The sequence below is a fragment of the Candidatus Zixiibacteriota bacterium genome (genome assembly GCA_040752815.1).
Taxonomy (GTDB): domain Bacteria; phylum Zixibacteria; class MSB-5A5; order GN15; family FEB-12; genus JAGGTI01.
The window spans coordinates 177,204-186,229 of sequence record JBFMGC010000001.1; the positions used below are offsets into that span (position 1 = coordinate 177,204).

Annotated in this window: 10 protein-coding genes; all 10 read left to right on the top strand. The window is 54.2% G+C overall.

Annotated features, from left to right (window positions below; translation table 11 throughout):
• Positions 1 to 344 precede the first annotated feature (344 nt).
• Positions 345 to 1,220, top strand: coding sequence for a zincin-like metallopeptidase domain-containing protein (locus AB1772_00660; protein ID MEW5794845.1), 876 nt, complete (start codon positions 345 to 347; stop codon positions 1,218 to 1,220).
• Positions 1,221 to 1,322: 102 nt separating this feature from the next.
• Positions 1,323 to 1,958 (top strand): AAA family ATPase, encoded by a 636-nt coding sequence (locus AB1772_00665; GenBank protein MEW5794846.1) that lies wholly within the window; start codon positions 1,323 to 1,325, stop codon positions 1,956 to 1,958.
• Positions 1,955 to 2,923: a tyrosine-type recombinase/integrase gene (locus AB1772_00670; GenBank protein MEW5794847.1), complete on the top strand. Its 969-nt coding sequence runs from the start codon at positions 1,955 to 1,957 to the stop codon at positions 2,921 to 2,923. The genes AB1772_00665 and AB1772_00670 overlap by 4 nt, the downstream gene beginning before the upstream one ends.
• Before the next feature lie 115 nt (positions 2,924 to 3,038).
• The gene (locus tag AB1772_00675; protein MEW5794848.1) at positions 3,039 to 3,209 is read left to right on the top strand and encodes a hypothetical protein; all 171 of its coding nucleotides are present in this window, start codon (positions 3,039 to 3,041) and stop codon (positions 3,207 to 3,209) included.
• A 123-nt stretch (positions 3,210 to 3,332) separates the two neighbouring features.
• Positions 3,333 to 4,487, top strand: coding sequence for a hypothetical protein (locus AB1772_00680; protein ID MEW5794849.1), 1,155 nt, complete (start codon positions 3,333 to 3,335; stop codon positions 4,485 to 4,487).
• 390 nt (positions 4,488 to 4,877) lie between these two features.
• Complete coding sequence (locus AB1772_00685; protein ID MEW5794850.1) at positions 4,878 to 5,315, top strand: hypothetical protein; 438 nt, start codon at positions 4,878 to 4,880, stop codon at positions 5,313 to 5,315.
• A gap of 161 nt (positions 5,316 to 5,476) precedes the next feature.
• Positions 5,477 to 5,749, top strand: coding sequence for a hypothetical protein (locus AB1772_00690; protein ID MEW5794851.1), 273 nt, complete (start codon positions 5,477 to 5,479; stop codon positions 5,747 to 5,749).
• The gene (locus AB1772_00695; protein MEW5794852.1) at positions 5,736 to 6,323 is read left to right on the top strand and encodes a hypothetical protein; all 588 of its coding nucleotides are present in this window, start codon (positions 5,736 to 5,738) and stop codon (positions 6,321 to 6,323) included. The genes AB1772_00690 and AB1772_00695 overlap by 14 nt, the downstream gene beginning before the upstream one ends.
• 79 nt (positions 6,324 to 6,402) lie before the next feature.
• Positions 6,403 to 7,716 (top strand): hypothetical protein, encoded by a 1,314-nt coding sequence (locus tag AB1772_00700; GenBank protein ID MEW5794853.1) that lies wholly within the window; start codon positions 6,403 to 6,405, stop codon positions 7,714 to 7,716.
• 138 nt (positions 7,717 to 7,854) lie between these two features.
• A partial coding sequence (locus AB1772_00705) for a recombinase family protein (GenBank protein ID MEW5794854.1) occupies positions 7,855 to 9,026 on the top strand: 1,172 nt, incomplete at its 3' end.

The following is a 9,026-nucleotide window of genomic DNA, read 5'->3' on the forward strand; positions in this document are numbered from 1 at the left end:
GTCACTCGCAGGCTTTGTTCGTTTTCAAAGTCTTGGTCAATTGCCCACAGCATGGGACCCGCTTTTTGCAGAACCGTATTGCGCGGGATCGTCCGTTTTGTGTAAGAAGCAGGGACCGTATTCTAATGCCGGGGCCCCGTTTTCTTCCCCCGTACCCCCCACACAACCGGCGCGCCGCCGCGAGCAGGCATCTATCGCACCTCAAACAGCGTTCCAATTACGGCCAACCAACACACAAATACCTGGCTATTATTTGCATTACTTATGTAAATAATACTTGACAAATGCCGACACATCTTCTATAATACGTTCGCAACAAACAACCCTCAAACAATGGAGTAACCATGGACCTGTATCAAACAATGACTGACAAGATTGTCGCCCTGCTCGAACGCGGCACCGTCCCCTGGCATCGGCCCTGGACCGTCTCCGGGCCGGAAGGTCTGCCGAAAAACCTGGTCTTCCGGCAGCCGTACCGGGGAATCAATGTCTTTATCCTGATGGCCGGCGGATTCGATTCGCCCTACTGGCTGACCTTCAACCAGGCCAAGAAACTTGGCGGCTATGTCAACAAGGGAGAACGGTCGTCAATGGTGGTCTTCTGGAACTGGATTGACAAGGAAACCGGAGAGTTAGACAGCGAGGGCCACCGGGCGGTTGATCGGATTCCGTTTCTCCGGTACTACAACGTCTTCAACGTGTCGCAGTGCACCTTGCCCGATGGCGTAGTGCCTGACCTGCCGGAGCGGCCAAGATTCGAGCCGATTTCAGAGTGTGACCGGATAGTTACCGGAATGCCTAATCCACCCGCGATCAATCACAACGGCGGCAATCGGGCTTACTACCGTCAGGCAACCGATTCGATCCACATACCGGAGCGGCACCGGTTCCCTGAGCAGTCGGAGTATTATGCGACTCTGTTTCACGAACTGACCCATGCGACCGGGCATAGTTCGAGACTGAACCGGAAGACTCTGACAGAATACGACGGTTTTGGTGGCCAGAATTACAGTCGGGAAGAACTGGTAGCCGAGATGGGAGCGGCGTTCCTGTGTGGCATGGCCGGGATTGAGAATCAGACTCTCGACAATGCGGCCAGCTATGTGGCCCACTGGCTGCAAGCCCTGAAAGCGGACAAGCGGTTGGCGGTCACGGCTGCGGCCCAGGCTCAGAAAGCCGCCGACTATATTCTGAACAACAAAACCCCGGAGGGCAATTAAGCCCTCCGGGGGCAACAAACAAACCCGTCAAACGACGGATTTATGGACACTCAAAGATAAGTGATGACCCTTTGCCGGTCAAGAACTTATGGAGAATCTCACATGCGACTCGATGACAAGTACCGACCGACCTGTCTCTCTGAGGTTATTGGACAGGAAAAGGTCATAAAGAAGATCGAACTGCTGCAATCACGTGGCTGGGGCGGGCGGGCATACTGGCTGGCCGGGGGATCAGGCACCGGCAAGACCACCCTGGCCCGGATAGTCGCCCGCTCAGGGGCCGATCCGCTCTATATCCGGGAAGTGGTCGCCCGGCAGCTATCGCCCAACGGTCTGCGTGAGGTAGTCGACAGTTGGCGGTATATCCCAATGGCCGAGAGACCGGGCCATGCATTGATCGTCAACGAAGCTCACGGTCTTTCGCGGCCTGTTATCGAGCTGTTTCTGGACATTTTGGAGAATCTTCCGCGCAATGTGGTGGTGGTGTTTACAACTACCCTTGAGGGGAATGACCTGTTCGAGGAGAACCTGGACAGTTCGCCGTTTGCGTCCCGGTGTGTCGATCTTCGTCTGGCCAGCCGGGGCCTGTGTGACCTGTTTGCCGAGCGGGCCAAGTGGATTGCTCAGGCCGAGGGGCTGGACGGCAAACCGCTTGAGGCCTACATAAACCTGCTCAAGCAGTGTCGGAACAACCTGCGGATGGCGCTGCAGCAGATTGAAGCCGGGGCGATGCTATGACCTCACACACCACGCTGGAATTGGTCTCTACGGGGCCAGATAAGGCTCCTGTGAGGCTGGCAGAAGCTCAGGCGGTGTTTGACACACTGGACGTATCCGAAAGCACCCTGGCAGACTACAAAGCAAGGATTGGGCGGTTTCTGCGATTGGTCCGGCGAACCGGCCTGACTCCGGACTCCTTCTTGAACTACAAGCGGATTCTGGCCGCCCGGACCGACCTGACCGCCGCCACCAAGAACAAGTATCTGGCGGCAGCCAGGGTATTCTTGAGGGAGCTGCATCGGCGGGGGTATCTGCCGGTGGACATCACTGCCAACGTGAAGAGCTTCAGCCAGAGCAAGCGGCACAAGCGGACCGGGATCACTGACGAAGAAATGACCCTGCTGACTGGGCGAATCCGGGAGCTGGATTTGTCGCCAAATAATGCCCGTTTGAGGGCTATTCTGTGCTTGTTAGGACTGCAAGGCCTGCGACAAGTTGAAATCTGCCGACTGGACGTGACCGATCTTGACCTGAATGCTCGAACAGCGATGGTTCAGGGCAAGGGCCAGGACGACAAAGAACCGATTGACTTGCTGCCGGAGACGGTCACAGCCCTGGCTGAACACATACGCATCAACTATGTGGCCGATGGACCGCTGTTTTGTGGTTTCAGCAACAACAGCAGGCGGCTCACCACCAGAGGCCTAAGGCTGATTGTCGACCGGACCTTGAGAGAACTCGGACTGTGCCGAACTGTTCACGGATTCCGGCACTACTTTACGACCAAGCTGATCGAGGCGTACGGCGGGGACCTGCTGACAGTCGCCCAGTACACCCGCCACCGGTCGCTGGAAATGCTCCAGGTTTACAACGACAGTGTCAAACGCCAGGCTGATCTGCCCCGGTTCTACGAGACCTTTGGAGAGGTCAAATTCGGGCCGGATACAGCCCCTGATTCCCATAACTCTAATTACAGGAAGTAGCAAATTACTTGATTGACGTGCGCCTGTGCGCACCCAAAATTGGAGGTATATGGCACAGAAAAAACGCAGACCTTTGGGTCGACCCGCTGATGGAATCCCCCGGAGGCCGGTGACTATGAATCTTCCGGTAGCGCTGATCGACCGGATCAAACGCTACACCGCCGAGTACGGCGAAAGCGGCTCAGGCCTGATCTCCCGCCTCCTGGCCGAGTTCTTCCGATCCGACGGCAAACCGCCGGGGAATGTTAGGTCGACCTTGAAGGCGAAGTTGGAGAAGTTGGAGTAGGCAACTGCTGGGACCTTAACAGTCCTACCAGATTCGTGTCCGGCCACCTGATTTCGTGGCGTAGGTGGCCACGCCAGGCCAACCTATAGAGGCTCAAAAGGAATCATGTCAAGAGTCGTGTCAGTGTTCAAGCCCATTGAGAAAGGAACTTACTGGCGTTCAATCCTGAACATGTACCGATCTGTGCCGGAGTACTCCGTAGAGATACTGCGTCAGGTGGTGGATCAGCATCCGAAGGATGGCTCAAATAACTTGATCATCCCTGTTGCCTCGGGAGATAGAATCGAACCCCTCTTGGCGATTAACAAAGAGTTGGTCTTCGCACAAACGGTTAGCTCTATTTATTCGGACTACAAAGACGACCTGCAACGCTTCCACAAGATAGTGCTTCGTGACATCCGTAAACACCCAGAGGACTACGAAATAATCGGTGCTTCCACTCCAGGCGAGGCCAAACTTGTCCGAGCATCAATCGGTTGTTGCGACCGATCTGTTGCTGATGGCAGAAACTCGGATCAAACGGTAAGAGACTTCTGGTATTGCGCTGGATTCTGCCATTGGATTTCCGAACCAATGCGGAGGATAGCTGCGCTACTGGGTGTTACCATGAAAGAAGAAAACCGGAAGAGAATCGCAACTGGTTTCAGCGCATTCCTATGGGTACCCCTGGTAGAAAAAAGTCTGGATTGGGCATGCGAAACACTTGGGGAAAAGCCCAGCACTCGTCGGAAGAAACTCGAACAGATCAAATGCGCGAACAACCTGGCCCAGCTTACACTGCGCGCTCTTCCGTTGGGCGAACTTGAGATGCTAAGAAAGTTAGCTATAAAGACGTGGACTTTGGGAGAGCAGAGACTGCCCTTAACCCCTCCGGAAATACTCACAATTTCTAAATACGTTCATAGCCTGCGCAACGCCGTTGACATAGAGGAAATCCTCTCCTCAAGACAAGACCCGTTTTCCGCTCGCGAGAGACGGTTTATTGGCCGGTTGACCTACGGGGATTTCTGCGGTGAAACCTACATTGAGGTTGCGACTTCCGTGCAGCCGATCGAGATGGTTGTCGCCGCGGCTTACTTCGATTTCTGGGACGAACTAATATACTACAATCAGGTCGAATCGTACAAGGGTTCATTTCAATGTGCTGAGTGCAGAGCGTTTATTCCTCGGTCATTCGATGCATATGGACAGAAGTACTGTTCCATCCAATGCAAGAAACGTGCGAACAAGCGGCAAAATCGTCAAAATAGACTACGCCTGGCCAGATCGCTGAAATAATCCTCGGGGTACCTATCGTAGTACCTCCGAGGGGTACTCATCGTATACTCGTTCACCGGTTTCCGCATAGATAAACTTCGGGGGATGAAGATTGATCGTCGACATAGAGACATTGATCGCACATCGGTGTCGTCAGTAGCAAGCAGGCCGCGTCACACCGACATTGATTCTGAATCTCACGTTGTCAATCTTGCCTTGCGTTCGGTGTGCCACCGCCAGCTCTTCCGCGAATCCAGTCGGGAGGCAAGGCTGTGGCTACTTAAGAATGCTGTTGCCGCCAGCGTCGTAACGGCCGGACCGGAAGTGGCTTTGACCGGTGTCGCGTTCTTGCGGGCAGTAGAGAGTGTGTTGGATGGTGACGAGAGGCCGAAGCTGTGGAACTTGGATTATGTGTCGACGAACGGAGATCAGCGGTCGATATCTCGACTCTACTTTTTCCTGCTCAAACGGTACTTTCGATTCTCTGATCGCCTCACAGCAGTCGTCCTCGGCTGCAGCGTTCGATGTGTCATCAAGCTTAACAGGGAACTCAAGAGGCTCGGCCTGAGGTTTACCAAACCCCGGTCTTCGACTTGTCGGCCGACCTCATACCTTCCGCTACCCAAGAAACCGCGTTTCAACAGGTCACTCACCGCGTACGAGTACGCCTGGATCAGGGACGTCAACCTCGGCAAGGCAGAGATTCGCCTGGAAGGTCAGACTTTAACCGGCCCTGACGCCGCCGACCAGCTCAAGCGCCTGCTATACCGAGAACGCTACAAAACCCAGTACGATCAATGGGTCTACGAAAAGCGCCACGTGGGTCATCCGCGAGGAGAGCATGAATAACCCGCACGCGGCAGTCGCAGGCGGAACCGCCGGCCGGAACGACACTGAAACGGACCCCGGGCGTATCAGCCCTGCTCTTGACCAATTCTTGCGTTTCCTGGCGGGGCTTATTGCAGATGAAATCATAACTCAATCTCAAACAGATAAAACGGAGGCAGTAAATGACAATGAAAACAGAATTAGCCCCTTACCAGACCGAGAAGCTGACCTTTGCCGCATTCCTGATCGCATCGGGAAGGGCTGAACTGATCGGAATCCAACCGATCGGTCACTCGAAGAATGTCAGTTTCCTGTTGTCGTCCACACCTACGGACGAAGAGATCACGGCATTTTTCAGCGGCACCGCCCAGGTTTCCGCGTTGCGATATGCGGAGTGTATCGGGACACTCAAAGCGGTCGCTTACGAAGGGAGGTCAAGACATGGTGCCGCTTGAATACATCATTGCTCGTCTGGACATTAGAGATATCCTGAAAGACGCTGGCATTGCAGCCTCCGGGAATCGAATCGCCTGTCCGATTCACGGAGGTGACAACCCGACCTCATTCTCGTTTACGGACAAGGTCTTCTGCTGCCATTGCTGTGGTGCCAAAGGGGGCCTGGTGGCCCTGACCGCTTATCTTTACGAATGTAGTGAGCGCGAAGCCGTAGACAAACTGTACGAGCTTGCTGGTTTCCCTCCACCTGGTGACGAATCGCATCAGGACCGGGTGAGACACCGCGCTATTGTGTTCCCTCAGTCACCCAAATACTCACCTGAATACTACGAGGAAGAAAATAAGCTGGCCTGGTACGAGCTCCTTGATGAAGCCCTGTCATGTCGGCTGCGGATGGCGCGCCGGGCGATATCAAACGGAGTCATGCCCCTGGAGGCGTTTTACCTAACGGAGCAAATCTGTCTCTACGAGCTGGAAGAAATCGACAAAGTCATAATTGAAAAAAAGTATATCGTCAATCAATTGAAGAAAGGGAGGTTCCCAAATGACCAACATACCGCAAGCAGTAATTGACACCGCTTTGAATGAAAACAGCGTGTCGCACGCCTATCGACATCTCAGGAATACGATCATTTCGGACTTCGGCCCTCGTGTGTGGTTCTTGCTGGATGCCTGTCTGGCCGTTTGCATGTCGTGTCTGCTCAAGGATAATGCCAACCCCCTGGCACTGGTTCTCGTCGATGGCCCGTCGACCGAAAAGACGACTGTCCTGGATTTTTTTGACGGCCTCCCCTATTGCTACCGATTGGACAAGTTCACGCCCGCGAGCTTCCTCACCCAATCTGGCAACGTGAAGAAGAAGGATCTCAAGAACGTCGACCTACTCGCTAAGATCCCCTACAAGACGGTCATAATCCCTGATATGAGCACCCTGTTTAACCAGCCGAAGGAAATCCTGCAGGAGAATTACGCTACTCTGGCTCGCGTCCTGGACGGGAACGGTCTCTCAAATGCGGGGGCTGTGCATGGTTCGCGATCTCTTACGGGAGATTACATTTTTGGCCTTCTGGGCGCCACCACACCGATAAGTCAAACGGCTTGGAACGCTATGTCGAGAGTCGGTTCGCGTCTGTTGTTCTTAAACGCTCCTGCGCGTCTATCGCGGGAGGAACGCCAAAGCCGCGCCAAAACCATCTTGACTGAGCCAATGCACTACAAGCAGAAGAAACGCCGCGCCAAGGAGGCAGTAGCGCAATTTCTCTCGATTGTGATTAAGCAGTATCGAGCCGAGCCCTACGAACAGCCTGAGGGTGCCCCCGAGAATCTCAATTCGGTCGAAGCGCTCCTGAAACACTGCGGCTACCTGCCAAGAACCGTCAAATGGGACCCCAGTCAGGACTGCCCCGAGTCCATTGACTTGATATCCCTATTGGCCGATTTCGTTACTACCGGGAGGCAGGATATCCGGGTTTGGACGGAAAGGGGCGAGGATGGCCACGCGGAGACCAATTCTACGGGTGCGGTCCCAGAGGGCGTGGATCGATTTACGACATTGGTTTGTAATCTGGCCCGCTCCCACGCGCTTATCTCCGGACGCAAGCAAATCACCACGGAGGATTTGCCGTTGATTGTCGCGGTGAGCCTGTCCTGCCTTCCGGATGACCGGCGCAAGGCCGTGGAACTTGTCTTCGACCAGGATATTCCATGCAAACAGTCGAAACCCAGCGAGTTCACCGTGACCGAGCTTATGAAGTATATGAAAGTGAGCGATAAGACAGCCAAGCAGATCATGAAGAAATTGGAGCTCATTGGATTGGGTTTGGTCGAGGAGGGCGTTGGCCGCATTGTATCCAGGTTCACGCTGAACCCCGACTTCAACTGGCTGATTTCCGACAAGTTCCTGGGGTATTACCGCTCGTGGGAAAAGGAACCGGACAAAAGCGACTCTGGAGACATCCCCTTTTAGTTCGGAGTAAATGCCAGGTGTGTATGTGAATATGTTTGATAATCAATGAGTTAGAGGCATTTCAACAAGGCCCTAAAGCGCCATGAAGCCGGAAAATCAGGTTGCGGTCGGGGCGGAAAATGTGCCATTTTTGAGTCTATGAACGCCGCCATCTACGCTCGCTACAGCAGCGATGCACAAAACCCGAGATCGCTCGATGATCAAGTCAACGAGTGCCGGGATTTTGCTGCAAGACGAGACTTGTCTGTGTCGGATGAGCATATTTTTCGCGATGCAGCTTTATCGGGATCGGACTCGCGCCGCCCTGAGTACCTGCGACTCAAGCAGTACGCCGTTCAAGGGAAGTTTGCCAACATCATCGTGGATGACCTTTCGAGACTGGGGCGCGACATAGCAGAGTCCGCTATCGTCTTCCGTGAGCTATCGGAGCTCGGCGTAACTCTACTGGCGGTAGCCGATGGTATCGACACTTCAAACCCCTCGGCGAAAATCCCTTACTACTTCAAAGGGATCATGAACGAAATGTTTCTGGATGATATGAGGGCTAAGATCGTCCGGGGCCTCAAGGGTCAGGTACTTCGGGGATATTCCGCCGGTGGGCGGGTTTACGGATATCAGACCAGGCAGATTCTCGACCCCTCTGGAGCAACCGACAAGTTCGGCAGACCAAAACGTCTTGGTTGTGAGATTCAGATTTACCCTGATCAGGCAAAAGTGGTCAAACAGATATTCGAGATGAAGGCCTCCGGCTACGGTTACCGGAGTATTGCCGACCACCTGAACCGCCTCGGTGTGCCGTCTCCTCACGCCGGTTGCGGCAGACGGTCGGGGTTCTGGTCTCGTTCCACGCTAAGAGCTATGGTACATCAGCGGAAATACCTGGGCGACTGGACATGGAGCAAGACCAGATGGGTCAAGAGAAGCCAGGGGGCTAAACGAGTAAAGAAAACAAAACCAGTGTCAGAGTGGGTTCCATATAAGTGTGAGGCTCTTCGCATCATATCGAACGAAATATGGGATAAGATTCACTCAAAACGATCCGGAGTCTGGCGGCCCCGGGCCGGTCCAAGAGGTCACTACCTACTTTCGGGGGTTCTTAAGTGCGACAGGTGCGGCGCTTCCGTTGTTGCTCAGAATAGCGGAAGGTCATCGGTTTATCTTTGCGGGGGCTACCGCAATGGGGGGACCTCAGTCTGCTCCAACAATCAACGTATCTCCCGATTCGTCCTGGAAAAGAAACTCTGCGACGAACTCAACCTGGTATTGACTGACCCTGAAGTCCTTGAGGAACTCGCGAGGCAGACCAAACT

Bases quoted from the DNA above. Each gene is read 5' to 3' on its own strand.
- AB1772_00695 (MEW5794852.1), top strand. From the start codon at position 5,736: ATGGTGCCGCTTGAATACATCATTGCTCGTCTGGACATTAGAGATATC.
- AB1772_00670 (MEW5794847.1), top strand. From the start codon at position 1,955: ATGACCTCACACACCACGCTGGAATTGGTCTCTACGGGGCCAGATAAG.
- AB1772_00675 (MEW5794848.1), top strand. From the start codon at position 3,039: ATGAATCTTCCGGTAGCGCTGATCGACCGGATCAAACGCTACACCGCC.
- AB1772_00690 (MEW5794851.1), top strand. From the start codon at position 5,477: ATGACAATGAAAACAGAATTAGCCCCTTACCAGACCGAGAAGCTGACC.
- AB1772_00665 (MEW5794846.1), top strand. From the start codon at position 1,323: ATGCGACTCGATGACAAGTACCGACCGACCTGTCTCTCTGAGGTTATT.
- AB1772_00660 (MEW5794845.1), top strand. From the start codon at position 345: ATGGACCTGTATCAAACAATGACTGACAAGATTGTCGCCCTGCTCGAA.